The sequence below is a fragment of the Lysinibacillus sp. GJ-1 genome (genome assembly GCF_021166035.1).
Classification (GTDB): Bacteria; Bacillota; Bacilli; order Bacillales_A; family Planococcaceae; genus Lysinibacillus; species Lysinibacillus sphaericus.
Genome location: NZ_CP088912.1, coordinates 2,687,368 through 2,709,557, shown reverse-complemented (window position 1 = coordinate 2,709,557; position 22,190 = coordinate 2,687,368). Strand labels below are relative to the sequence as shown.

28 protein-coding genes are annotated in these 22,190 nt (G+C 32.7%); 21 read left to right on the top strand and 7 right to left on the bottom strand.

The genetic code is table 11. The annotated features are described in order from the left end of the window. The first annotated feature begins 177 nt into the window (after window positions 1-177). From LO754_RS13395 to LO754_RS13380, 4 genes are all read left to right on the top strand, one after another. On the top strand, window positions 178-1,752 hold the full coding sequence (locus LO754_RS13395; RefSeq protein ID WP_231784592.1) for a right-handed parallel beta-helix repeat-containing protein: 1,575 nt from the start codon (window positions 178-180) through the stop codon (window positions 1,750-1,752). Between the two features lie 573 nt (window positions 1,753-2,325). Next, entirely contained in the window at window positions 2,326-2,517 is a 192-nt protein-coding gene (locus LO754_RS13390) for a hypothetical protein (RefSeq protein WP_024360943.1), read from the top strand. A gap of 235 nt (window positions 2,518-2,752) precedes the next feature. Then, window positions 2,753-3,328, top strand: coding sequence for a DNA-3-methyladenine glycosylase I (locus LO754_RS13385; protein WP_229386929.1), 576 nt, complete (start codon window positions 2,753-2,755; stop codon window positions 3,326-3,328). A gap of 285 nt (window positions 3,329-3,613) precedes the next feature. Continuing rightward, window positions 3,614-3,814 carry a cold-shock protein gene (locus LO754_RS13380; RefSeq protein ID WP_024360941.1) on the top strand — a complete coding sequence of 67 codons (201 nt, stop codon included), beginning with the start codon at window positions 3,614-3,616 and terminating at the stop codon, window positions 3,812-3,814. 84 nt (window positions 3,815-3,898) lie between these two features. Here LO754_RS13380 and LO754_RS13375 read toward each other — a convergent pair whose 3' ends face one another. After that, a complete protein-coding gene (locus LO754_RS13375) occupies window positions 3,899-4,186 on the bottom strand; it encodes a hypothetical protein (protein ID WP_024364925.1) in 288 nt (95 codons plus the stop codon). A gap of 649 nt (window positions 4,187-4,835) precedes the next feature. Here LO754_RS13375 and LO754_RS13370 point away from each other — a divergent pair. Beyond that, on the top strand, window positions 4,836-5,138 hold the full coding sequence (locus LO754_RS13370) for a hypothetical protein (RefSeq protein ID WP_231784591.1): 303 nt from the start codon (window positions 4,836-4,838) through the stop codon (window positions 5,136-5,138). 162 nt (window positions 5,139-5,300) lie between these two features. Here LO754_RS13370 and LO754_RS13365 read toward each other — a convergent pair whose 3' ends face one another. Then, entirely contained in the window at window positions 5,301-5,747 is a 447-nt protein-coding gene (locus tag LO754_RS13365; RefSeq protein WP_231784590.1) for a hypothetical protein, read from the bottom strand. Window positions 5,748-6,065: 318 nt separating this feature from the next. Between LO754_RS13365 and LO754_RS13360 the strand changes: the two genes are divergently transcribed. The 4 genes from LO754_RS13360 (at window position 6,066) to LO754_RS13345 (ending at window position 9,016) form a co-directional block, all read left to right on the top strand. After that, window positions 6,066-6,458, top strand: coding sequence for a hypothetical protein (locus LO754_RS13360; protein WP_024364922.1), 393 nt, complete (start codon window positions 6,066-6,068; stop codon window positions 6,456-6,458). A 153-nt stretch (window positions 6,459-6,611) separates the two neighbouring features. Beyond that, on the top strand, window positions 6,612-7,271 hold the full coding sequence (locus LO754_RS13355) for a hypothetical protein (RefSeq protein WP_024364921.1): 660 nt from the start codon (window positions 6,612-6,614) through the stop codon (window positions 7,269-7,271). 97 nt (window positions 7,272-7,368) lie between these two features. After that, a complete protein-coding gene (locus tag LO754_RS13350; protein ID WP_229389827.1) occupies window positions 7,369-7,989 on the top strand; it encodes an NAD(P)-dependent oxidoreductase in 621 nt (206 codons plus the stop codon). Window positions 7,990-8,434: 445 nt separating this feature from the next. Beyond that, window positions 8,435-9,016 (top strand): polysaccharide deacetylase family protein, encoded by a 582-nt coding sequence (locus tag LO754_RS13345; RefSeq protein WP_231784589.1) that lies wholly within the window; start codon window positions 8,435-8,437, stop codon window positions 9,014-9,016. A 179-nt stretch (window positions 9,017-9,195) separates the two neighbouring features. On the opposite strand, the gene LO754_RS13340 is transcribed toward LO754_RS13345, so the two are convergent. Continuing rightward, complete coding sequence (locus LO754_RS13340; protein WP_024364918.1) at window positions 9,196-9,372, bottom strand: hypothetical protein; 177 nt, start codon at window positions 9,370-9,372, stop codon at window positions 9,196-9,198. A 255-nt stretch (window positions 9,373-9,627) separates the two neighbouring features. Continuing rightward, window positions 9,628-9,786 carry a YjcZ family sporulation protein gene (locus LO754_RS23635; protein ID WP_080653413.1) on the bottom strand — a complete coding sequence of 53 codons (159 nt, stop codon included), beginning with the start codon at window positions 9,784-9,786 and terminating at the stop codon, window positions 9,628-9,630. Between the two features lie 695 nt (window positions 9,787-10,481). Between LO754_RS23635 and LO754_RS13330 the strand changes: the two genes are divergently transcribed. Then, window positions 10,482-10,898, top strand: a complete 417-nt coding sequence (locus tag LO754_RS13330; protein ID WP_024364917.1) for a phage holin family protein — start codon at window positions 10,482-10,484, stop codon at window positions 10,896-10,898. Window positions 10,899-11,395: 497 nt separating this feature from the next. After that, window positions 11,396-11,704, top strand: coding sequence for a hypothetical protein (locus LO754_RS13325; protein WP_025219786.1), 309 nt, complete (start codon window positions 11,396-11,398; stop codon window positions 11,702-11,704). A gap of 55 nt (window positions 11,705-11,759) precedes the next feature. Here the strand turns inward: LO754_RS13325 and LO754_RS13320 are convergent, their stop codons facing one another. Beyond that, window positions 11,760-12,296 carry an HXXEE domain-containing protein gene (locus LO754_RS13320; RefSeq protein ID WP_231784588.1) on the bottom strand — a complete coding sequence of 179 codons (537 nt, stop codon included), beginning with the start codon at window positions 12,294-12,296 and terminating at the stop codon, window positions 11,760-11,762. Between the two features lie 555 nt (window positions 12,297-12,851). Here LO754_RS13320 and LO754_RS13315 point away from each other — a divergent pair. The 4 genes from LO754_RS13315 to LO754_RS13300 all read left to right on the top strand — a co-directional run bounded on the left by LO754_RS13315 (window position 12,852) and on the right by LO754_RS13300 (window position 15,945). Beyond that, window positions 12,852-13,013 (top strand): hypothetical protein, encoded by a 162-nt coding sequence (locus LO754_RS13315; RefSeq protein ID WP_162832729.1) that lies wholly within the window; start codon window positions 12,852-12,854, stop codon window positions 13,011-13,013. A 431-nt stretch (window positions 13,014-13,444) separates the two neighbouring features. Beyond that, window positions 13,445-14,281: a hypothetical protein gene (locus LO754_RS13310; RefSeq protein WP_229386925.1), complete on the top strand. Its 837-nt coding sequence runs from the start codon at window positions 13,445-13,447 to the stop codon at window positions 14,279-14,281. Window positions 14,282-14,912: 631 nt separating this feature from the next. Then, window positions 14,913-15,263, top strand: a complete 351-nt coding sequence (locus LO754_RS13305; RefSeq protein ID WP_024364912.1) for a hypothetical protein — start codon at window positions 14,913-14,915, stop codon at window positions 15,261-15,263. Between the two features lie 157 nt (window positions 15,264-15,420). After that, a complete protein-coding gene (locus LO754_RS13300) occupies window positions 15,421-15,945 on the top strand; it encodes a GNAT family N-acetyltransferase (protein WP_231784587.1) in 525 nt (174 codons plus the stop codon). Between the two features lie 313 nt (window positions 15,946-16,258). Here the strand turns inward: LO754_RS13300 and LO754_RS13295 are convergent, their stop codons facing one another. Next, window positions 16,259-16,906: a pentapeptide repeat-containing protein gene (locus LO754_RS13295; RefSeq protein ID WP_024364910.1), complete on the bottom strand. Its 648-nt coding sequence runs from the start codon at window positions 16,904-16,906 to the stop codon at window positions 16,259-16,261. 131 nt (window positions 16,907-17,037) lie between these two features. Between LO754_RS13295 and LO754_RS13290 the strand changes: the two genes are divergently transcribed. The 5 genes from LO754_RS13290 to LO754_RS13270 all read left to right on the top strand — a co-directional run bounded on the left by LO754_RS13290 (window position 17,038) and on the right by LO754_RS13270 (window position 20,593). Then, window positions 17,038-17,811: a class I SAM-dependent methyltransferase gene (locus LO754_RS13290; protein ID WP_231784586.1), complete on the top strand. Its 774-nt coding sequence runs from the start codon at window positions 17,038-17,040 to the stop codon at window positions 17,809-17,811. A 108-nt stretch (window positions 17,812-17,919) separates the two neighbouring features. Beyond that, the gene (locus tag LO754_RS13285; protein ID WP_024364908.1) at window positions 17,920-18,795 is read left to right on the top strand and encodes a hypothetical protein; all 876 of its coding nucleotides are present in this window, start codon (window positions 17,920-17,922) and stop codon (window positions 18,793-18,795) included. Between the two features lie 156 nt (window positions 18,796-18,951). Further along, window positions 18,952-19,536, top strand: a complete 585-nt coding sequence (locus LO754_RS13280; protein ID WP_231784585.1) for a hypothetical protein — start codon at window positions 18,952-18,954, stop codon at window positions 19,534-19,536. 123 nt (window positions 19,537-19,659) lie between these two features. Then, window positions 19,660-20,022, top strand: a complete 363-nt coding sequence (locus LO754_RS13275) for a DUF6713 family protein (RefSeq protein ID WP_108030140.1) — start codon at window positions 19,660-19,662, stop codon at window positions 20,020-20,022. Window positions 20,023-20,218: 196 nt separating this feature from the next. Continuing rightward, window positions 20,219-20,593 (top strand): GNAT family N-acetyltransferase, encoded by a 375-nt coding sequence (locus LO754_RS13270; protein WP_231786325.1) that lies wholly within the window; start codon window positions 20,219-20,221, stop codon window positions 20,591-20,593. Window positions 20,594-20,688: 95 nt separating this feature from the next. Here the strand turns inward: LO754_RS13270 and LO754_RS13265 are convergent, their stop codons facing one another. After that, the gene (locus LO754_RS13265; RefSeq protein WP_341867444.1) at window positions 20,689-21,720 is read right to left on the bottom strand and encodes a beta-propeller fold lactonase family protein; all 1,032 of its coding nucleotides are present in this window, start codon (window positions 21,718-21,720) and stop codon (window positions 20,689-20,691) included. Between the two features lie 227 nt (window positions 21,721-21,947). Between LO754_RS13265 and LO754_RS13260 the strand changes: the two genes are divergently transcribed. After that, the gene (locus LO754_RS13260; RefSeq protein ID WP_024364903.1) at window positions 21,948-22,166 is read left to right on the top strand and encodes a hypothetical protein; all 219 of its coding nucleotides are present in this window, start codon (window positions 21,948-21,950) and stop codon (window positions 22,164-22,166) included. Window positions 22,167-22,190: the final 24 nt, after the last annotated feature.

The following is a 22,190-nucleotide window of genomic DNA, read 5'->3' as shown; positions in this document are numbered from 1 at the left end:
GTAATTGTTGGTGAATATCTTTTAAAAATAGATTTTCCAATGGATAAACGAGGAAATGGTCATTTATTTGGTTAAAATTGAATAATCGTAAGTTCAATGGGGATATAAATAGGATGAATAGGGTGATTTATGGAGTACTTAATAAAGTACGACATGTAAACGACAGGAGGCATGAGGATGGCAATACTTGTAGTAAAAAAAGGTATAATGCATCGTTATCAAAATATCAATCAGGCGCTGCAAGACGCTGAAGTTGGAGATGCTATAGAAATTCGGGATGGTATTTATGAAGAAAGTATAGAGATTTCAAAAAGGTTAACGCTCTATGGTAAAGGGGATGTTACGATTAAAGGTGGCGTGTTTATTCGTTACCATACGCATGTGGACATCCATAATATCCGATTTAGTCAAGGCCAAGGCATTTATGTGAAAGGGGATTTGCAGCTTGAAAACTGCATCATTGAAAAGCAACAAGTAAGTACCCAAGTCACTGTTAACTTTGGCACTTTAATGATGAAAAATGTTGATATACTGGCAGGCGCATCTAATCAATTTGGCATTCGGATAGATAATGGTTCAAGTGTTATGCTGATTGAATCGACATTACACCAGCATACGAAAGCACAAATCATTGCACAAAATAGTGAAATTTCATTGTCGAAGTGCATGTTGCTAGAGGGCACGATGAATGGAATTTTTGCCATACGAAACGTTCACATGGTCATAGAGGATTGTGAAATTCATGGGCATGAAAAAACTCAAATTGTTGCAGCATCCAGTACAATTTCTTTAGTCAACTCGCTTATTCACGAAGGAAAAGACGTAGGAATCCAAGTATTTAGTGGTTCAAAATTAACAATCAATCAATGTGAAATCAAGCACCATGCTGAAACTAATGTCGTTGTCCATGAAAGCGAACTTGTAGCGTCTGATAGTCGCATTGCGAAAAGTAATGGCAATGGACTGTATATAGGTGAAAAATCAAAGGCTGTTATCTATGATTGTCAGTTATCCGGTCATAAAAAACCACAGCTGTTTATAGAGAATAGTAAAGCCGAGATTCGAAAATGCCAGGTGACAAATGGCAGCACAACAGGTATCACTATTTTCAATGAAGCCGATGTCATGATGACAGAATGTACAATTCATCATCATACACAATTTCACGTAATTGTTGATGCAAGTGGTCTTGTTCTCGATCAATGTATCATACAGTTTGGGCAAACAGGTGGAATTTATGGAAATGATCATGCCAAAATCACAGTAAAAAATTCACGCATACAGGAATTAGAAAGTCATCATATTTATATTAATAATGCGCGTCTTTTTGCCAACAAATGTACCTTTAACCATATAGTTGGTAATGGAATTACGTGTATTGATGCCATTGTTGAAGTAGTAGACAGTCAATTCTCGCAATGTAAACAAAGTCCTTATTCTATTTTTTGGTCTGATAAGTCAATGGGGCGCATCCAAAATTGTGCAATCAACGACACCGAGCGAACTTTTTTGGCAATGACCAATCAATCGCTTCTTGAACTCGTCAATAGCACCTTATCCAATGTTAAAACAGCGGCAGTTGTTCAGGAACAGAGCCAATTATATATTCGGGGACCAATGCAAGCGGGAAGGTGTCAAAAAGATGACTCTTCAAGAATTATTCATATAGACTTACAACAACCAACGAGTAAAAAAACACAACGAATTGTCGATAAATTAAGTACATGTAACGGAAGCAATGTTGAAGATTGAAAAAAGAAAAAGAGTAGTTTCAAACTTTTGAAATTACTTTTTTTATGTCTGTTACAAGTCAAATGGTAAACACGGAGGTTTCAATTATAAGAAAAGGGGTATAAACAGTAGGGTTGGAACGTTCAATACCATATATATTCCATTTTTTACTATGCTATAAAAGTGTCTTAAGTGTGTAAGATGAAAGACCTTTACGAGATAAAATACTTGAAGAGGACGAATTTTTCATGCAAAATATGGACAAAGATTCATAGAATTCGACATAAGAAGTATTGATTTGTAAGAAAATTGCCCACTTTTTTGTGCGCGATACATTATGGTGAGAAAACTTGGAATTTATTCGGAAGTAAATTTAAAATATTTGTAATATTATATCCAAAATAACAATGTTTGTTTTTGTAGAAGAAAATATTGTTAGAAAATTTAGTTTTTAGATTGCTTAATTTGTAGGTTATATCCTATAATTAGTAAAAATGGTTCATTAATAATATTGTCTGTCTGTAGTACTAGACCTTTGGATAATGTTTTTGGAATAATGAAATGTTTTTGAATTTGGAAATGGGGTGAGAAAAGATGTTTGGGCTTTCGAAAGAAGAAATTATGATGATGCTAAAGAAAGTTGAATTAGCAGATAGCCAAAAAATTGCAATAGCTGATATATTTCATCAAAATAATCTGTTAATTGAACAACAGCTAGCATTTATTATCCATCTAGTAATAGATGAGCGCGAACGAAATACGTCAAACAATACATATTTAAATTAATGTCAAGGGATTTTGTCAAAGCGATAAACGATGCGTCTTTATATTATGCATAGAACAAATTATTAAAATCATGTGAGTCAAAATGATAAGGCTTACATCACAATATATGTAAATAAAGAAGAAATCACAGTTTTTTGTTGTGGACAAAATAACTGTGATTTTTTACTATATAAAACAAAAAATGAAACTTAGAACTATTCTAAACGTATAAAAGATAAAGAAGGAGGTTGTAATAATGAAAAGATGTGAGTGGGTAAAGTTAGACGAGCCATTATATGTAGATTATCATGATAAGGAATGGGGTGTGCCGATTTATGACGATCAGCACTTATTTGAAATGATTTGTCTAGAGGGGGCACAAGCAGGTCTGAGCTGGTGGACAATTTTACAAAAGAGAGAAGGTTACCGAGAGGCCTTTGACCAATTTAATGCTGCTAAAATCGTGTCCTATACCGAAGAGAAGTTGGCTGAACTAAAAGAGGATACACGTATCGTGCGCAACAAGCTTAAAATAGCAAGTGTCGTAACGAATGCACAAGCCTTTTTACGTATCCAACAACAGCATGGTTCTTTTTCACAGTACATATGGTCATTTGTAGACAATCACCCTATTGTGAATAACTGGGAAACGATTGCTGATGTACCAGTAACAACTGAACTAAGTGATCGAATGAGCAAACAGCTTAAAAAAGATGGTTTTAAATTTGTGGGTAGCACGATTTGTTATTCATTTATGCAGGCAGTCGGCATGGTCAATGATCATATTGTAGATTGTGGTTGTCGACAAGAGCAATCGTTAGAACAATCTTAAATTTATAGCCTATAACAAGGGGAATAATAGATGAAATGATGGACGTGAAAAATAAGTAACTAAACTAATATGTTCTAGTAATACTATTGCAATATTTTAAATATACGATTTCACTAGACAATTAGGATGTTCTCATATATAATGGAATTAATAATAAGATTTCTTGATTTAAAATATTGAATTCACCTATTACAAAAAGTAATCGTGTTTTTCGGTACTTTTTATAATAGGTGAATTTTTTTTTGAAGAAATTGTTTATTAATTTATTTTTTGGAGGTTTTATTTATGAAACAAGGTACAGTAAAATGGTTTAACGCAGAAAAAGGTTTTGGATTTATCGAAGTTGAAGGTGAAGCAGACGTATTCGCTCACTTCTCAGCAATCCAAGGCGAAGGTTTCAAATCACTTGACGAAGGTCAAAAAGTTGAATTTGAAGTGGAAGACGGTAACCGCGGACCACAAGCTAAAAACATCGTTAAACTATAATTGAACGATCGTTTTGTAAAAAGAGGCATTCTTTAAGAATGCTTCTTTTTTTTCTTTATTTAAAATAATCATCCTATACAATTGTTATTTTTCGTTCCATGTTAAAAGCATTAATCTGTATATCATGAATACACCTAGATAAGCCCCAACAACTAAAAATAATGGATTTAAAAAAACGGCATGGATGGTTGTCATAAATACTGCACCATCTTTAATAATTTGATAAATTGATGTGGATGCAATACTACCAAAAATTATCAGCGCTAGCACAGCCAAAACATTCCATAGCAGGCGAGCACGGTCACTTTTGTATTGTAGCAATAGCATGATAGCAGGGACAACGATGCTCGATAAGATGATGAACAGTTTCAACTTAAATCACTTCCTTTCCTTAATTATGACCATGACTTTTAAATCATAATCAATGGCAGAAAGTAAAGCATGCTATAGTGTGTCATCGCTAATAAAAAGAACGTGTAAAAAAATTAACAATGGGGTAATAAAAAATATAGCCAGTAATATGGCAATCAAGAATAGGGAAGAGAAATTATTGAATGATAAAAGCTTTCTATGATGTTCAGCTTTTTTTAAACATATAATGATATGATTTAAGTACATATCCAGTTAAGGAAAAAAATTAAAGATTCAGGAGGGATTATCATCAAAGATCATCGTGTAGTATACACAAAGAAAACGAAGGGGGAAGGACGGAAAATGGAAAAGAAAACTGTAGTTAAAAATGGAATAGGATTTGGTTCAGTTCTAGCCATTACAATATCTTGGAGTGTCCATCATTCTATACTATGGGCAATTATTCACGGATGCTTTAGTTGGCTATATGTACTTTATTATGTGATGACAAGATAAAGAGATTTAAGAAGTTGTACATAAGGCTGCGGATGATTAGTTTTAACATATCCTTCGCAGTTTTAGCATACATAACTAAGTGTTACTTTTACGATTAATGACACTACTCATTGTTTACTGTAAATGAAAGTTCTTTGAAAGAAAGGTTGATAGGATGACACATCAAGTTACCGCTAAGAGCAATATAGATTATGGTGCTACAGGCATCGATGAAATATTGCAAAATGTAGCATATATTTTATCTACATTTGTTATGTCTTACCCGGATAAGAGAGGACGGGACAGAAAAAAAGAGCTTGAAGTCCCTTTTCATTTTGCAAAGAAACGTAATACCGAACGTATCATTGATAGTATTCAACGATTTGAGCCTCGAGCAGTCATTATTGATGTGGACTATGTAGGAGATGTATCGAAAGGAAAGATCGAACCAGTAGTAAAAGTAATTGTTAATGGATAATTAGTTTGTATAAGAATAGCTTGTAACAGTCCACCATCCTTCGTAGTAAAAAACCTGCTTGACTATTTAGGAGAATTTTGGAAGTCGCAGCAGACGGTATTCACGTATACTGAAAGTCATCCGTAAATAGCAAGCAGATTCTTTTATAAAGCTTAGGTTTGTTTACACAGTTGCAATTCGTCTAAGTGCGTCAATTTTTTTGCAGTCGACAATAATAGGTGCATTTGCTGCTCCAGCTTCAACAAAATAAGCACAACAATTACACGTATCTAATTTTAAGAAAATAACACCAAGGAAGCTACCGCCACTTGATAAATAAAGATCTACTGTAGTTCCTAATTCAAATCTTCGTAATAAATGACAAATACAGCCTTCACAGTGGTGATGATCGTCTTTGTCCTCATCTCTGTCATCTTTCCAACAAGATTTTTTTTCACAAGCACAATAATTGTGTTTCCATTCTTCATGTTTTCGGCAACAAGATTTTCCTTTATGATCATGTTTGCATTTTTTTTCGACTTCGCAATAATATTGATCTTCTTGTTTATCACATGTATCTTTTTTGTAATGATTCCAATTCATATGTTTACAATATCTATTATCTGTCATTTTGAAATCTCCCTTTTGTTAGTTTGTTTGTGTAATGCGCGCGCTAGCCTTACATTTATAATCTATGAATTGAAATGATATTGACTTGGTAATATGTCCCTTAATAGAGTTAAAAATTAAAATCATTTTGAAAAAACAAACCTGTATGTATACCTATTGGATACAAATGATAGAAAGAAATAAGATTTGAGTAAAGAAAAAGAAGGTCAAAGAGCATAACGGTGTTGCCTTCCTTTCCTTTTGCGACAAAGAAGCTCTTTCCAGTGATGCGTCAGTGCCCAAAAACGTATTTTTTTGAAAAAAGGAGAGCAGGAGAAAATGCATAAAAGTTTTATAAAAGGTATTTGTATAGTGATGGCATTACTTATATTTGTAACAATTTATTTGAAATACCAGCCGACTACATCTGTGAAATTAACTCAAAATAATTCTTCTCAATATGCATCTGAAGAAATAGCGCAAAAGTTACAACGTACGCAATTAACAAAAAAAATAATTATAGCGCTAAGGGATGAAGGCTATCATCCAGATAGCACGATTGAATATTTAATCGACTCATCGGACAATCAAATTATCACAATAAGTTTACATAATTTAGAGAAAATCGATAACCGAACGGAGAGCAAAATCCAAAAAATAGTAAATAACATTGCAAAAAAGAATAACTTTAATTTGTTTATTGTGGATGTCCAGCTTACTGATCGAAATTGACGATTTTTGTACATGAATCCTAGTCTATTAGAAGATAATAAATAGTTAGTAATAACTACAAAAAGTTGAAAATTATTGGAAAATTATTATAGTATGTACTCCTCTTTATTGGTATATTTAGTATGTTAAAAGAAGAATTGGGAGGATTTAGTGATGAAGAAGTTTTTAATCATGGCTGTACTGTCGTTAGTAGCAATTATGGCAGCCGCATGTGGTAGTGAAGTTAGCAAAGGAGGTAGCACTCCTATCCCAAGTAACGAAGCAAAGAAGGAAGAAGCTTCAGCAGATAAGGAATCAGAAGAAAAAGAAGAAGTTAAAAACGATCAGACTGAGAAAGAAGCAGCTGCTCCAGTCGTTAATTATGCAAGAAACTATTTAGAAGATGTACCATTTTTCACAGAAGATCAACTAACATTAGAAAAGCAATCATATAATTTTATTTCAACGAATGCAGATTTATTCCCTGCTTTATCAAAAGAAGCAATTCAAAAAACAAAAAAGCTTGCGGATGATAAAATCACTTCCAAGCATTTAAATAAAAATATTAAACCGTATCTAGAGAAAATGGTTACTTTTGCAGGCGATATCATCCAAATAGAGGAAGATACATTAGAGGATGGTACACCAGTGTCACTTATTTTAATTGAAGATATGGACTTTAATGCGATTTATGCCATTGGCTATCAATCAACAGAATTCCTTGAAGGGGATTTTGTGGAAATTTGGGGTTTACCTTTAGGTCAATATAGTTATGAAAACATAGATGGCGGTACTACATTAGCTCAGGCTATTGCAACGTCTCATATAGAATAAAAAATATAAGGACACTCTCGAAGGAGATGTGTCCTTTTAGCATGCATCAAAAATTAATCTAATCTATGATATAATCGCAAAGAAAGAGGTGATTTTCCTGAATATTTTAGTTTTAGGTGCAACTGGCCGTGTAGGCAGTCATATCGTTTCCCTTGCACTAAACGATGGTCATCAAGTAATCGCATTAGTACGTACACCAAGTAAAATGATAATAGCGAATGAGAATTTACAAGTTAAACTAGGTAATGTCTTAAATAAAAACGACCTCATATCAGTTATGGCAGATGTAGATGTCGTTATTAGCGCATTAAATACGGATGGGTCAAACACGTTAACAGCAAGTTTACCACTCATTCTCGATGCAATGGCAAGTAAAAAAGTGAACCGAATTATAACAGTCGGGACAGCTGGAATTTTACAAAGTCGTCTAACGCCTAATTTACTTCGATATCAATCCAGTGAATCAAAACGAAAGTCAACGTTTGCAGCACAAGAACATCACAATGCCTTTAAATTATTAGCGCAATCAACTATGGATTGGACAATCGTTTGTCCTACATATTTACCAGATGGACGTTATACAGGTAAATATCGCGTAGAGCGGGATTTACTTCCAGAAGGTGGAAGTGAAATATCTGTGGCAGACACTGCACAATTTACTTACCAACAAATTCAATGTTCTGAATACGTGAAGTCTCGAGTAGGGATCGCCTATTAATAGATTATTTGCACACACTTATTTTAACGATGTTAGTTAAAATGAGTGTGTTTTTCCGTCATCGAAGAATCTACAGCTTTACGTCATTTTAATAAAAAAAGCTGTAGCAACAGTTTGCTACAGCAAATGAATAATTAGGGAGATTCATGGCTTAAATTTTATTGTGGCACATAACTTGTTTTTTTATACTACATATGGCAGTTAATAATTCAAATTTAAAAGCATTTTTTAATCATTTCCACAAATAATAAAGTACTAAATAATTTTTTTGGGAAGTGAAGTTGTTGAAGAAATTAATGCTATATATTGTGCCTTTTTGTATTTTAGCTATCCATTTTTTTTGTAAGTGAACGTTTCTCTGCTGATAAAGGAAGAAAATATTATGAAGAGGCAGGGCAAATATTATGGGAAATAAAAACAAATGAAAAAATAATTGCATTGACCTTTGACGATACCTCATAAAAAATATACACCTGAAATATTAGATGTTCTAGACAAGTACAATGCAAAATCCACATTTTTTATAGTCGGTGAAAATGCAGAAAAAACCCAGCAGTTATTCAAAGAATGTATGAAGAAGTATGAATTAGCCATTCACACATATACACATCCTTTAAGAACGACTATCCCTAATCTATTGAAGGAAATTAAACAAACACATGAAACAATTTACGGTATTAGTGGATATTCTCCAACTTTATTCCGTCCAGTGGAAGGGCAATATACAGACGGGATGATTGATGCAGTTGCAAAAGAAGGATACAAAGTAGTGATGTGGTCTTGGCACCAAGATACAATGGACTGGAAAAGCCCTGGTGTTAATAAAATTGTCAACACTGTGTTGAAAGGGGCTAAGGAAGGCAATATTGTTCTTTTTCATGATGGGGGCGGAGATCGAGGTCAAACGGTTAAAGCGCTCGAAAAAATTTTACCTGAACTGGAAAAGCAGGGATATAAATTTGTCACGGTTTCGGAATTACTTGAAGTGCAAAAAGCAACGAATAAAATGGAAAACAATAAGAAATAATAGGCTGCTTAGGTTAAAATAACTTCGATAAGTGCAAATTAAATGGGCACTTATCGAGGTTTTTTAGCGTATTCCGCTAGTTATTATTTGAGCCTGACCATCATCAATAGCATTCAAATTAAGCGAATAAGTACGACATCAAATAAAAAAGAAGAGCACAATAGTGTGCCCTCCCATTTCTAACGACGATGTTCTACAAGGTCAATTGCACCTAACACAATATGTGCTAAACCAAATCCAAAGACTGTATGGGCAATCATTTTGTTAGAACCGCTTTTTTGCTTTAATGCATATCCAGCAGCCGTAACAGCAGAACCTAAAATAGTTGGGATTAAACCTTCTCGAATTGAATTCATCAAAATCCCTCCATCGTAGTTAATTTGGTGTCATCACACCATTTATACTATTTGCGAATATGCGCAATACTATACTTGTCCAAATTTACTCTAATGAAGTGAATTTTTGTATAGAAAGGCGAAACACAGTAGGAAATCCAAGTACTTTCTCTTTTTTAAGCATGAAAAAATGGGTCACTTGGGGGAAGTGACCCAAAGGGGTTAATAGGAGTGTAAAGCTGGCATCATGCATGCCATTGCTTTGTATAACATTTTTTATAAGAAAGCAGTACCGACAATAATTAAGAGAATAAAGAGTACAACAATAAGCGTAAACGTAGAGCCATTGCCGCCACCATAGTAATAGTCACCGCCGTAGTTATATCCACCACAATAATTATTGTTCCAGCTTCCTACATTTCCGTAGTATCCCATGAAACATACCTCCTTTCCTTCCTTCAATTTATAATATGTTCCCTGTTGAAATGCGGAGGGGTATTTATCCCAATTCAAGCCCATCTGTTTTAGAAATGTTTTTTATAAAAAAATGTGTAAAGTTTTTCATTACAAAAAGCTGCAGCGTATAAAAACGCTACAGCTTTGAATTGGTTACCTGTTTGGTTTGTCAGTAAGAGCATTATAACATATTTTTTAAACTGCAGTATAGCAATTCTAATTCACTACATTAATTTTGGCTAATATGTATAAGGAGTTACTCCCACTACAATTTTATCACGGTCTTTAAATGTTCTTTCTGTTCAAAATACATAGTAGCTTAAACACTTGTAATTCATTTTAAACAAACCCAATATTTGCGAAAAAGCATAGACAATTTTATGTTTCCCCTAATGTCTTAGCCCACTTTAGATCATTGTAGAAAGCATATGGATGTGCCAAAAAGTACAAAGAATGATAGGTACTGGTTAGAAGCTTGAGGGAGATTAATTTACGAAAAGTTAGTTCTTTCTGTATTTTTGTTAACCTCCTTAGGTCTAGGAATTGAATATGCTAGAAATGAAGGCAGGGATTGAAGAAATCCAAAAAGTACTTTATGAAAAATAAAGTAGTTTTTTTATGCCTTCAGCTATCACCTGTGTGGGGGGCTAATATAGAGGAAAGTAGGTGATGATATGGAAACAAATACATTTTGGTCTTCACTTATAGGAGGTATGACCGCATTAATCGTATATCTAATTGGCGGTGTGGATGAATTGGTGACATCTTTAACAATATTAATGGCAATCGACTTAACATTAGGTGTAATGGTTGGTTGGATCATCAAAGATATAGATTCTCGTAAAACGTTTAAAGGTCTTCTGAAAAAGACAGCCATGATTTTAATGGTTATCGCAGCAGTTCAGTTGGACAACGCGACAGAAAGCGGCAACTTTATGCGTAACGCCATGATTTTGTTTTTAATTGGGATGGAAGGTATAAGTATAATCGAAAACTTAGGTAAGTTGGGCATTCGTGTTCCAAAGTTTTTAGCAAATGCTTTTGCACAGTTGAAAAAGGATAATGACGATAAAAAGGATGATGAGCAGTAGATTGTAGTTAAAAGTCTCGTGACTTAATGGATACTTTTTAATGTCTTATAAGGATATTACATTAAACAATTCCCACACAGTAATGGCAAGAAAATAGACACAAGGCCATTTGCCTATCAAAATAGATTTTCTACCACACGCTGCCTTTGGATAAGACTGCTGAAGACCCTGTATCTGTGGATTATAGTATATGGTGCGGGGATTGTTAGTCGAAAGGAATAATCTCATTGAGGTAGCAGGTCATAAAAATGAAACGTTTAATTGATCTTTTAACGCAGCACAAAATGGTAGCTGTTTTTCATAAAAATAATAAAAGAGTCACATCTAACTAGGTGGGGCTTTTTATTTTGCATTTAATAATGAGGGGAAGAACGTGTTGAAGGATAACACATCTCGAAAGAACGGCGTTGAAGGAATATTGAAGCATAAATGGATGTGATAAAGAGAACGTTGCCTTCAACAAGCTTTACCAAGTTTATTTGGAAAGAGGTGGTAGTATGCAATTAACCGATGGCTCCTGGATTTTTGAAACCGAAGAGATAGAAGCGGCTGTCATGAACTTAGAACGAGAGGGATACGAGCGAGAAATGTTGAACGCCTTTGCTCGATATGCTTACTTACGTTATAAACAAGTTAGGGATACTGTAAATCCACGGAAGTGCAAATACATGTTTATTGATAAAGTAAGAGAACAATTAAAGTCCCCAGCAAAATTACGTAGAGTTAGTAGTTTATTGAATATGACCGAAGAGGAAGTACAATACATTGTGGCATTTGTAAAAAAGCATTTGAAATATGTAAAATAAACAACCCTGTTTCAGTGAACTGGAAAATAAAATAGGTTTATTGAAACTTTGTAAATTATATAAACTTTTTGCCAATCCAATGAGCTGTTAACACTATAGGAAAAAAGAGCACACCAAAAGGTAAGGATATCAAAATCATTTTCCACGTAACAATTTGCTCCATCCATAATGATCTATATAAAACAATGCTGTATGGAATAATTATAATAACCGATGTAATAGTTCCAGGAGCAATAGAGCGGAATATAATAGTCTGCCCAATATGCGTAAACGCATGAATAAAAAATACTAATGAAACGGCTATAAAAAAGTATAAACTCCAACTAGTACCATTATAGAGATAGTAAATAGCTGAAATAGTAGCTGCACTGACAAATAAAAAAATAACAATAACTGCTGCTGCAAATTGAGCTGTCGTCATAGAAAACTGCTTCACAATTCGGTCAGCTATTTTGGGAGGCAACCGTTTATAAATCTTATTTCGATTCTTATGTAACCATTTTTCTACTAATATAATCTCTTCAAAATCGTGGATAATGAAAAGAATAGGAAATAACCAGATTAATGTTTGAACATTTAACCAGAATGCCATATTGACCTCACTTGCTTTCGTTTATATTTGGTCATGTATAAAGATTGTAGATTGGAATGGAAAAATGATTAAAGGGTCACTGGACCAGAGTGACCCTAACCAACAAATCAGGAGGTGCAAAGCTAAATTTGCTTTACACTACTATTACTATGATGAAATAGTTATGATAACTAGCTATTAGCCTGCAAACTAGATAAAAAATAAATACTTTATTATTTATAAAGTTACGTGTGTTTCTATGATTATAAGTATTATACCAATTATGGATTATTTAGTTAATTACTTTTTGAATAATCGTGAGTGATAGTTAACTTTTTGTAAAATACTGCTCTTTCGACAAATACGAAATGTTGATTAAGAAAAATGTTTCTAATTTATGCAAGAAATTCAAAGTGCATTGTAATGCATAGGGAAATAGTATAGTGAGTATGCGCAAGGATAAGTCTATCTACATGTGACATTGTCGATCTTTTTAATCAAATTTGTTGTTTTCAATTGTCAGAAATTATCAATATATCTTATAATAATAAAAAATATAATATAAGAGGTGAACTTATGGGGAAACCAGTAGATTACAATCTATTTCCAGCCTATCAAAACACACTTGAAGACAGACTAACCGAACGAAAAGAAGAATATATAGAAGAGTTAGAAAAAGCAAAACTTGGCGGGTATCTATTAGATTTTGAAAAATTATTAGAAGAAGTACCGCAATAAAAAAAGCACCTCACAGGGGGTGCTTTTTAGTTGAAACAAATCGTAAAAATCTGTATACCTCGTTACATACCAATCGAAAAAATTTCTTATTCGCCATTACATATCAAATAAAATAAAATTTTAGCAAATTGCTACAAAGTTTGTATAAGAATTAATAATTCAGTAAATATATTTATTTTGAATTATCTTCAAAATAATAGTTAAATAACCTTGATTTTTAGTTTGGATATTGAAATGCTATCCGTAATTGTTAAAATAAATTTTAACTAGATTTAGCGAGACATAGGAGAATAAGTGTCCAAATCTTAATGAGGTGGGTAGTATTAGATACCCATTAATAAAAATACTATGATAATGTTCGGTTGTAAATAATTTTAATACTCTGAAAACTGATAAACAGATTAAAATTTAATGTTTATAGGAGGATTAGTATGAAAAAATTTATTTGTTGCTTAGTAGTAATTTTGGTATTTTCTACTGTTGCATCTCCAACATTATTGACAATTGCAAGTTACGAAAATAATTTAACGCTAGCTTCAGAATATAATAGCTTTACGTTGCTTTATGATAATGGTAATCATTCAGCTTTTCAATTAAAAGATGAAGCAGGAAATATTTTTGAGTACGTTGAAGATGTAATCAGTAAACCTGATGGAACGGATGAAATTACCCAAAAAATATTTAATATTTCACCTAATAACGAGAAAGAATTAATAGATGAGAAAGTTATTAGGATAATGGAAACAACAGAAGAAATAATGATTAAAGAACTTACTAATCCGAATAGTGTGGAAGTGAAAATAAACAAAAATAATCCTCAATATAATACTAATAGTACTTTCCAACAACAATCTTATAATAATATTAATCCTAAATTAAAAACATTGACTGCCTCAAAGGGGGCATCTGGCGGTTCTTATATTGCGGCTATTCGTTGGGAGGAATCACCTAATAATAATAATGCCTATGCTATTTTTGGTACGATGTCTAAAACGACAACGAAGCAACAATGGCAGTATAGAGATTTTAAAGCAGCAGCTAATAATATAGTTGATCAAGAAAGAAGTCTTCTATTAGGCGGCTTAGGTGGCGTTGCAACAGCAGTCTGGGATGCTGTTAAGGGTGGTAATCTATTATCATGGGAATTAATTAAAAAGATATTTAAAAGCCTAGGAAAAAGTATACCTGTTTTTGGAACAATTCTTATTGTATTTACTTATGTTAATTTATGCCTTAAAGCAAAGGAAAAATATAATGCTATACCATAATTAAAAATAAAACTAAGTAACCATATAAGGTGATTGTTTTGAATACTTTCCTTGAAATTCTATTGGGCGCTTTGATAGTATTCGTTTATATTAAATTAATATCGTTTATTTTTAAAAAATCGGTAATGTATATGAATAGAAAAAGTACGGACTTTCTTGCACAAAGACTTCCTGGCTGGCTAATGGTTATGATATCAAGCGGTTGTATATTTTATTACACACTACCATTTTATCCTTATTATATAATGCAAACGATAATGTATGTAGCAATGGGTGTTTGCATTGTATCATTATTCTTATTGTTGGTCGTTAAAAATATTAGCATATCTATATATAACAAAATCCTAATAAAAATTAAAAAGGAGTATGATAGCAAATAAAGCATAGTCAAAAGAAGTTTTTGAAGTTTAATGATATATAACCATTTAGTTTCTATGGAAGAATTAGAAAACAAAAAAACTTGCTAGATTTTTGAAATTAGCGGAAGAAGTACCCAATAAATTAGGAGGCATCTCACTTTAAAGTGAGGTGCTTTTCAATATAGTCTAGAACAGTTTAATAATTATCAAATAAAAATATCATGGCATACCATAATAATGTAGATGTAAAAATTATAGAAGGAGGATTTCTTATGAATTCTCTTTTTAATATTTTATTGAGTGCTTTAATTGGCTTCGTTTATTTGAAAATAATGTCTCTTGTTTTCAAAAAATCGGTAATGTATATGAAAGAAAAAAGCAGGGACTTCCTTGTGCAAATATTGCCAGGGTGGCTTTTGATCATGTTATCAAGTGGTTGGATATATTGGTATGCACCTCCGTATTTGACATATTATTATATTATGCAAACTATAATGTATACCGCCATGGTTGTTTGTATTATGGCGTTGTTCTTATTATTGGTGGTGAAGCCGATCAGTATCAATAAATACAACAGAATAGTTGTATTTATTAAAAAGGATTTTAATCGTAATGAAAGCTAAGTTAACAGGTTCTAAACATATAGATGTGCAGCCATTAAGTGTATTGATACTAAATGGCTGCTTTTTAAATTAGAGTACTACGCAGAATAAGTAATGTAAATAATGTGCTATTGTTATAGAATGGTAAAAATACGATTTTGAAAGTAGAGGGAAAAGCATGTTTCCAATATTACATAGCGAGCGTTTAGTGCTAAGAGAACTGACAGAAAATGATGCGCAAGCAATATTAAGTTGTTTTTCAAATCCAGACGTTTTACGTCATTATGGGCAGAAGCCGTTAACGAGCTTAGAGCAAGTGAAACAGATTATCCAAAATTTTTCTACTAATTTCAAAGAAAAACGTGGCATTAAATGGGGAATATCCGTGCAAGGACAAGAAGAAATTATCGGTACAATTGGTTTTCAAGATTGGTCTGTTGAGCATAAAAAAGCGGATATCAGTTATGCACTTTTCCCTAATAGTTGGGGGCAAGGCTATGCAAAGGAAGCTGTGGGTAAAGTTATTTCCTATGGTATTCAAGAGATGAATTTGGTGCGCATAGGAGCCATTGTTTTTACGGAAAATGAAGCTTCGAATAAGCTATTGGAAGCATTGGGTTTTGAAAAAGAAGGGGTTTTAAGAAACTTTATGCATCAAAATAATATGCCTTATGACACTAATGTTTATTCTTTCATTAAGTAAAGAAGTAAAGAAGTAAAGAAGTAAAGAACAATATTGAATATCATCGAAATAAATAGTGAAATATAGTGGAAACTTTATTTACTAAATAATTTGAAACATGGAATAGTAACAAGTATAAACCCCGAAAGATGTTTTGAACAAATGTCATCGTCTAAAATGTGCAGTGCTGTTTTTGTGCGAACTGTAGATTTATTGAAAATAAAATACTTATAGTGTTGCTCACCGACTATTTATGGTAAGCCCCTCCATACAAAAGAGTTATTGCGCAAGTATGGGAGTTATTGTTTCCTAACAGTTTTAATCCTGTAGTGAGCTACGATTTAACTTTTAAACCTAGTAATGATGCAAATCCAACAGCTTGTTCAGAAGATACTTCGCAACCTTTTATACTTTCCAAAGTAACATTCAACCTTTCATATCGACATGAGCTAATATCAATACCTTTTAAAGATGTTTGAGAAAAATCCACATCGTTAATATCACACTCATTAAAAATGACTTTATTAAATTTGCATTCAAAATAGTTGGCGCTTTGTAGCGATGAATGATTAAAAATGACCTGTTTTAAACGAGTCTCTGTAAAATCACATAGATTTGCAATGCAATTGTCAAACGAAACATTTCCTACATGAGCTTCTGCTAAATTCAATCCTAATACTTTACAATTGTCGAATGTAACTCTGTGAATTAAGCCTTCCCTAAAGCTGGCATTTGATAAATCACAGTTTTCAAAAATTACATCAGTCAAATCAATTTTTCTAAAAGATACATCTATGAATCTAACATTTTTAAAGAGTACTTTTGATAAAATAAGTCTATCAATAGCTATATTGTCAATGACCGTATTGGCGATAACACAATTGGATAAGTACGGATCTTCTTCATAAAAAATATCTTGAATATTTACTTTTTCTAATGCTAAAGGCAATTTAGGTGATTCAATTTTAAATACTTTTGCCACTTTATCACACCTCTCAATGTAATGATGTATATAGAATAATAAAAAATTCATGCTTTTATAAGACTTTATTTTTTCTTCATAGTATGGACATAGCAGTTTGTGTTACAAAGGACCGATTGGGGGAATTAACATTGGAAGATTCGGTATTAAAATTTTATGATGAACTTGCAGAAGATTATCATCTAATATTTGTTGATTGGCATTTAGCCATTGCTCGGCAAAGTGAAATTCTATATAAAATTATCCAATCGAAGTTAAACTTATCTTCGATGCAGCAGGTTTCTTTATTAGATTGTTCATGTGGCATTGGTACACAAGCGATTGGTTTGGCGAATTATGGATTTCATGTAACCGCTACTGACATTAGTGCTGTATCTGTAAAGAGAGCTGAAAAAGAAGCAGCCCGTTATGGAGTGAAAATAAACTTTGGAGTAGCCGATTTTCGGGAGCTCAATACAAATGTATCAGGCTTATTTGATATTGTGCTATCGGCGGATAATGCAATACCCCATTTACTAACAGATAAAGATTTGCACAAAGTTTGTCAAAATATGTATGAAAAGCTTCGTCATAACGGTTTACTTTTAGTTACGATAAGAGATTACGATGCGATGGTCATAGAGAAAATAATCACGACAAAACCAAATATATTGGACGAAGGAAAGAGAATGACTTTTCAAGTCTATGATTGGGCAGAAGATGGAAAAACGTATACAGTAAAACAATTTATTATGAGAGAAATTAACGGTGAATGGAAAACAAAACATAATAGTACGCAATACAGGGCACTGTTAAGGGAAGAAATTAACAAAGTACTACGTATGATTGGTTTCGTCAATATTGAATGGCATTTCCCTGAAAATACAGGTTATTATCAACCGATTTTGACTGCTCGTAAAGTGTAAAATGCAGTTCCCAATGCAAGCACACTAACATAAATTTTTATACTAAATATGAAACTTTTTGAATTTTCAAACGTATATTTTTGAAATAATGGTTTTGTGGAGGTAAAAATGTATAAATTTAGTGTAGTGTTTGTTGTGTTTATCTGCTTATTAACGGCTTGTACACAAGATGAAGTTGTACCGAAAGAACAAGAAATTGAGGATGAACAGATTGTAGTGACACCTGATGGGAAAGTAACCTTTGAGATTATTAATAACATTAAGGTTCCACAAGAAAAAGTGGAAGAAATTAAAGATGAACTTCTAACAGCCTATGAAGTAATACAAAATTCGATTCAAACTGCTTATGTTCCTTCCGATAAAATCAACGTTTATCTCAATGAGGGAGACCTTGCTTCATTGGGCTTGGCATCTAGAATCGAGCTATATGGCGTGAAGGAAGACAGATACCCACTAATACATGAATTAACACATTCCTTACTGGGCTATGGGAAAGATTTTGATACAAGCAGTGGGTATTTTACACAAGAGGGTTTTGCTAGTTATTTGGAAGAAAAGTACGGGGAAAATAAAACATATCCCCATAAACTTGTAAAATATTTTATGGATGCAAACAAATTAATCCCTATTAGTAATTTGATAGATTCTAATCTGGATGAATCCTATTTTCGCCCTGTCTTAATAACTGAAAAAGATGTTACCCTTCGATTGATGAGCTATACACATGCTTCTTCTTTTGTAACATATTTAGTAGAGACTTACGGGTTAGAAAAGTTTGAACAGATTTACAATGAAAAGGATTTGTCAAAAAAAGTAGCGGAAGTATACGGAAAAAATATGAGTGAATTAGAAAATGAATGGATTGTTTTTCTTAATAAGGATTCAAATAATTTAACATATGAAGAGAAAATGGATATGGGGTATTTTTTTGCTATCTCTTCAGTTATCGATACGATTGATTCGAAATTTTTTTCAAAGGAATAAAATGATGCGTGTAACAGATGATTGTTCTTTATTTGTTCGTAGATAAAATTTCAAAGCGTATGTTATTTCCGCTGTCGTCTTAATCAATAATTTGCATTTTATTTTACAATTGTTTATTCTATCATAATACTTAATTTTGGAAATAAGGTGATGGACATGAACAGTTTAGACAGGGCAAATAGAAAAAAAGGAAGAGCATTAAAAATTTTAGATGAATTACAATTAATGCAAAGATGGAGTACGATAGGGACTTGTTTTGTAGTGGGTGCAACCGCTTATGATTTAATCGTATCGCCTGATATTGATATGGAGACATTTAGTGATGAATTAATTCCAGAAAAAGTAATGATGGCGTTGGCACCATTAGTAGACAATCAAAATGTAGTGGAACTAAAATATAAAAATTATATGGATTCTGATTATCAAGGCTATTATTTTAAAATCATTTATTTAGCTAATCAAGAAGAGTGGAATATCGATATGTGGCTTTTTTCAAATGGACGTCAAGGAGCACTCTCTAAAGATTTGGTGCCTTTTATGAAAAAAGCGTTAACAGAAACTTCGAGAAAAGCTATTCTTGATATTAAAGAAGCTTTACTAGAAACTAATTTAAGTTATTCATCAATATTTATTTATCAGGCTGTAATAGAATTTGGGATTCAAAATGTGAATGAATTTTTAGAATGGACGAAAAACCATGCTACGAATTTACTTATTGACTGGACACCTAATAGCCATTAGGTGTTAGAAAATGGGGCACTTCTCTAGTTTTCAAGACTTGATTTCGACATATTTTGGCAGAGTTTCTTCGTTTTAGACTATCTTTTTATAGTAACATGAAGGAAAAAGATGAGGAGATTGGAAATGCCTGATTTAGTGCTTGCCCTGTTTTTATTGAACCTTTCTTTATTTCTTGTGCATGAAATGGATGCGATTAGGCGCTCGGAGTGGCGGCTGTTTGTTGTACTAAAGGATATGGGAGATGAGAAAGCTTACAAAGTATTCACATTGATTCATATAGTTCTTTACATAATTATATTTTTGTTATTATTTAGTCAGTATCAAACGATTCTTTTTTGGATTTTAGATATATTTTTTATTGTTCATTCCATATTGCATTTGTTTTTTGAACGACATCCTCGAAATAATTTTAAACATGCATTTTCAAGAGCGATTATACATTCGTTAGGCATTCTTTCCGTAGTACATTTATTATTTTTAATTTAGCTTTAAAGCAAAGCCATATCTTTAGTGATATGGCGTTTTTTTATTGAAGAAAAATATGCCATAATTTGGAATAATACACCTAGAAAATATAGTAAAATGAGGGATGAATAGATATTTGAATTATTTGAAAATTAAAGAAAGGGTGGGGGATAAGGTGGTATTGCTTAAATACGATATAGAAGAGAAAGATATTAGGATGCTAAAAGAAGTTTATCAATCTGTTGGATGGCATAAACATAACGAACTTATCATCGAGAAGGTTTTTAATGCAAGTACTCATGTTGTAGTTGCATTGGTGGATGGCAAAATTGTAGGTTTTGTTAGAGCGCTTTCAGATGGGGTATTTAATGCAGCTATTTATGATGTAGTTGTCCATAAAAAGTTTCAAGGCCAAGGAATTGCAAGGTTGCTTTTGGAAGATATGAAGCAGCAGTTAGAAAATGTTTCATGCATTCAGTTAATTGCAACAACTGGTAATGTTCCTTTTTATGAAAAAATGGGATTTAAAAAATTGAAGACAGGTATGGGGATTTATAAAAATCAGCAACTAGCCCAAGAATATTTAGAGTAAATTTAGTAATGGATCGATCAATAATCATTAAAAAACCAGAATAGATGCTACAATATGTAGATTAATTCTGGTTTTTTTAAATAATCCAATTTATTTTATATACAAATTGTTCCTGTTTTTATACCAGTCGGTCCATTAAATCCAGGAATTGTATCAACTACTATATTTGTTGCGATATTAATAACAGACACCGTATTATCTAGTTGATTTGTGACATATGCAAACGTTCCATTCGGTAGGATGGTTACTTGGTCAGGGGAGATGCCGACAGGAATTGTTGCAATGACTAAATTTGTAGACGTATCTATAACAGATACTGTATTACTACCTTTATTTACAATGTAAACAAATGATCCATCGGGTGTAATAGCTGTTCCAACAGGTCCATTACCAACAGGAATTGTAGCAATTACTGTATTCATATTTGCATTAATAACGGATACTGTATTGCTCGCTTCATTTGTGACATAAGCAAATTGTCCATTTGGTGTAAAAACGATGGATCTTGGGCGAGCGCCTACAGGGATTGTTGCTACAACTATATTCGTTAGCGTATCAATAACTGATATTGCATTTGAATTTTCATCTGCAACATAGGCAAATGCACCATTGGGTGTAAAAGCTATTCCCTGTGGTGCAAGACCTACCGGAATAGTTGCAGTTACCGTATTTAAAGTTGTATTTATGACAGACACCGTATTAGAGCCTTGGTTAGAAACATAAGCCAATGTTCCATTTGGTGAAATGGCAACACCTAAAGGATTGATTCCAACTGGGATGGTGGCCACTGCCATATTCGTTGCCGTACTAAATACTGTTACATTATTCGAAAAGTATGCAGGCACATAACCGAATGCGCCATCTGGGGTGATTGCTACTTCTAAAGGAGCGGTTCCCACCGGAATGGATGCGACGATAGTATTTGTAGATGTATTAATTACTGAAACTCTATTGTCGGGCGTTTCTATTTGACCAGCATCCGTAACATACACTAGATAGTTGCAATTTGGTGGGGAAGGAAATGGCGGTTTACATTTACAATTACAACAAAAACAGCAACAATGACAACAACAATTAGGATTTGATTTAATCTTAAACTTTATAAAATAATTTGGTTGTTTTTCCACGTTAGTCCTCCTTTCTTTCATATATTGCTACTATATGTACACGTAACCATCTTCCTTGTATGTTTTCCTACATCTGAAAAGACACGCTTTCATATTAAGTACTTTTATTCAAATAATGTTTTAAATTTTGTGAACAGTATTAATGTTTCTTTACGCAAATAAAATTTAACTCTTAAATGAATCATATTTTTTCAGACGTTAGCATAGTGAAATAAAGGGGGATAAATATGGGAAATGTGAATATTTATGAAATCATTGGCTTTTCAATTGATCCTATTTATGAGGCATTAACAAAACTTATGGTTGATGAAGAAATCGTCATTGGCAAATATACCATTCGTAAAACACCAAAATTTTATGAAATTGAAAATATAAATTTGCATGAATGTTTTAAAGAAAAAGAGCATTGTTATCAATTTTTATGTAACTTGCTCATAATTAAATAATTACGTTACGACAGCCATTATGGA

Excerpts from the sequence above, each read along its gene's own strand:
- LO754_RS13300 (WP_231784587.1), top strand. The coding sequence starts at position 15,421 with ATGTTTCCAATATTACATAGCGAGCGTTTAGTGCTAAGAGAACTGACA.
- LO754_RS13370 (WP_231784591.1), top strand. The coding sequence starts at position 4,836 with ATGACACATCAAGTTACCGCTAAGAGCAATATAGATTATGGTGCTACA.
- LO754_RS13330 (WP_024364917.1), top strand. The coding sequence starts at position 10,482 with ATGGAAACAAATACATTTTGGTCTTCACTTATAGGAGGTATGACCGCA.
- LO754_RS13270 (WP_231786325.1), top strand. The coding sequence starts at position 20,219 with ATGCTAAAAGAAGTTTATCAATCTGTTGGATGGCATAAACATAACGAA.
- LO754_RS13325 (WP_025219786.1), top strand. The coding sequence starts at position 11,396 with ATGCAATTAACCGATGGCTCCTGGATTTTTGAAACCGAAGAGATAGAA.
- LO754_RS23635 (WP_080653413.1), bottom strand. The coding sequence starts at position 9,786 with ATGGGATACTACGGAAATGTAGGAAGCTGGAACAATAATTATTGTGGT.
- LO754_RS13360 (WP_024364922.1), top strand. The coding sequence starts at position 6,066 with ATGCATAAAAGTTTTATAAAAGGTATTTGTATAGTGATGGCATTACTT.
- LO754_RS13385 (WP_229386929.1), top strand. The coding sequence starts at position 2,753 with ATGAAAAGATGTGAGTGGGTAAAGTTAGACGAGCCATTATATGTAGAT.
- LO754_RS13355 (WP_024364921.1), top strand. The coding sequence starts at position 6,612 with ATGAAGAAGTTTTTAATCATGGCTGTACTGTCGTTAGTAGCAATTATG.
- LO754_RS13260 (WP_024364903.1), top strand. The coding sequence starts at position 21,948 with ATGGGAAATGTGAATATTTATGAAATCATTGGCTTTTCAATTGATCCT.
- LO754_RS13305 (WP_024364912.1), top strand. The coding sequence starts at position 14,913 with ATGAATTCTCTTTTTAATATTTTATTGAGTGCTTTAATTGGCTTCGTT.
- LO754_RS13275 (WP_108030140.1), top strand. The coding sequence starts at position 19,660 with ATGCCTGATTTAGTGCTTGCCCTGTTTTTATTGAACCTTTCTTTATTT.
- LO754_RS13320 (WP_231784588.1), bottom strand. The coding sequence starts at position 12,296 with ATGGCATTCTGGTTAAATGTTCAAACATTAATCTGGTTATTTCCTATT.
- LO754_RS13310 (WP_229386925.1), top strand. The coding sequence starts at position 13,445 with ATGAAAAAATTTATTTGTTGCTTAGTAGTAATTTTGGTATTTTCTACT.
- LO754_RS13340 (WP_024364918.1), bottom strand. The coding sequence starts at position 9,372 with ATGAATTCAATTCGAGAAGGTTTAATCCCAACTATTTTAGGTTCTGCT.
- LO754_RS13390 (WP_024360943.1), top strand. The coding sequence starts at position 2,326 with ATGTTTGGGCTTTCGAAAGAAGAAATTATGATGATGCTAAAGAAAGTT.
- LO754_RS13285 (WP_024364908.1), top strand. The coding sequence starts at position 17,920 with ATGTATAAATTTAGTGTAGTGTTTGTTGTGTTTATCTGCTTATTAACG.
- LO754_RS13395 (WP_231784592.1), top strand. The coding sequence starts at position 178 with ATGGCAATACTTGTAGTAAAAAAAGGTATAATGCATCGTTATCAAAAT.
- LO754_RS13380 (WP_024360941.1), top strand. The coding sequence starts at position 3,614 with ATGAAACAAGGTACAGTAAAATGGTTTAACGCAGAAAAAGGTTTTGGA.
- LO754_RS13315 (WP_162832729.1), top strand. The coding sequence starts at position 12,852 with ATGGGGAAACCAGTAGATTACAATCTATTTCCAGCCTATCAAAACACA.
- LO754_RS13280 (WP_231784585.1), top strand. The coding sequence starts at position 18,952 with ATGAACAGTTTAGACAGGGCAAATAGAAAAAAAGGAAGAGCATTAAAA.
- LO754_RS13365 (WP_231784590.1), bottom strand. The coding sequence starts at position 5,747 with ATGACAGATAATAGATATTGTAAACATATGAATTGGAATCATTACAAA.